This is a genomic window from Streptomyces sp. NPDC005784 (assembly GCF_042871525.1).
Classification (GTDB): Bacteria; Actinomycetota; Actinomycetes; order Streptomycetales; family Streptomycetaceae; genus Streptomyces.
Genome location: NZ_JBIAIQ010000075.1, coordinates 16,914 through 18,272, shown reverse-complemented (window position 1 = coordinate 18,272; position 1,359 = coordinate 16,914). Strand labels below are relative to the sequence as shown.

The window sequence follows — 1,359 nt, the reverse complement described above, 5'->3', positions numbered from 1 at the left end:
CGGGGAGATAACTGGCCGCCGTTGGGGAGATCTCGCAGGCCGCCAGTGGGGCGAAACCCTGGCCGCCTACGGGGAGCACTTCAAGGCCATTGACAGCCGTCGTCCAGATCGGTGCGGCTGCTGGGCCGGGCGGAGGACCTGCGCCGTATGTGGGAGGAATCGTGTCAGAGAGCTGACGGGGCCTCTGCCATGGGTGACCACGTACGCGGGAACGCGAGGGGGCCGCCATGGAACCGGACACCGGGCCTGAGGCCATCAAGGCACACCCCGACTACCTGCCGAAGACACCTCCGCCTCCAAGGAAGCCACCCTCGCCGCCACCGCCGCAGACATGGCTGGCACCGTCCAACCTCCCCATGCCAGCCGCGCGGGCCGACCGGTGATGAAGAACCGTCAGGGCGCCTCATGGTTCATGGAGGCGCAGTTCTGGGCGCCGGGCAACGCATTCGCCGAAGTGACGGGACGGCTCGGCCAGCGGGGGCTGAAAGCGCCGGACCGCGTGGAGGCACTGGTACGCCAGTTGGTGGCTGCGGTCGTGGCGGACGGTGGCCGGCACGTCAGCCTCCATCTCGCTGAACAGGACAATCAGGCGCGCGTTCTGGCTTTTCAGTCACCAGCCCCGCCCGTCGCAGCCGCAGGACGGCGATGTCCTGGCCCGTCTGTGTGAACTTGGCGATGTGAGCTGCGGGACGGAGATGACCGGCGAGGGACGGCAGGTGTGGGCCGTACTCGCCGACAACCGCCGACACTTCGCCACGATCGGCGGGTCGTTGCCCGCCGCATCTCCCACCTGGGCGGTCTCTGCCGGGTGATCGCCACAGCGAAGCCGTGACGGCCGGTCGCTGCAGAGGTTGTCCGGGCATGACCCGACGGCGAATGACTTCGCGGGCGGCCGTGGGTGTCCTTGCCGGCGTGCCGGCGGCCCCGGGGACTCCGGCTGCCGCCGCGGCTGGCCTGCATCGGCTAGGCCTGCCTGTACGCCGAAGTACGGGGTGACGGGGCGGGTGGTCTCGGTGCGTCGGCCTGCTGGAATGAGGGACCGGTAGCCACACCCAACAGTCCTGTCGACCACGAGGTGCACCGCGGTGATGTCCTCGCGTCCTGTGTCGAGGCGATCGGGCGGACGGAGAGCGGTCCGGCGTACCCGAAAGTGGGCTGCACCGGCTCGGTCTGGCGTGTTGTGCGGGGCCAGGTACCGGCCGGAGCGCATCCGCGAGGGTCGGCTGTGTGCGGAGTGGGGGGGCGCGCCGGGGGGGCGCCCCCCCCGGGGCAGCAGGTCGCGCGGCTGGAGAACATCACGCCGTTGACGGTGAGGCCGGGGCTCAAAACGGGGGTTGTTTTAGGCCCCACCCAGAGCGT

General features: G+C 70.3%; 1 protein-coding gene. It reads left to right on the top strand.

From position 1 onward, the window contains the following. Positions 1 to 331: 331 nt before the first annotated feature. Entirely contained in the window at positions 332 to 667 is a 336-nt protein-coding gene (locus tag ACFYR3_RS44545) for a hypothetical protein (RefSeq protein WP_389288063.1), read from the top strand. Positions 668 to 1,359: the final 692 nt, after the last annotated feature.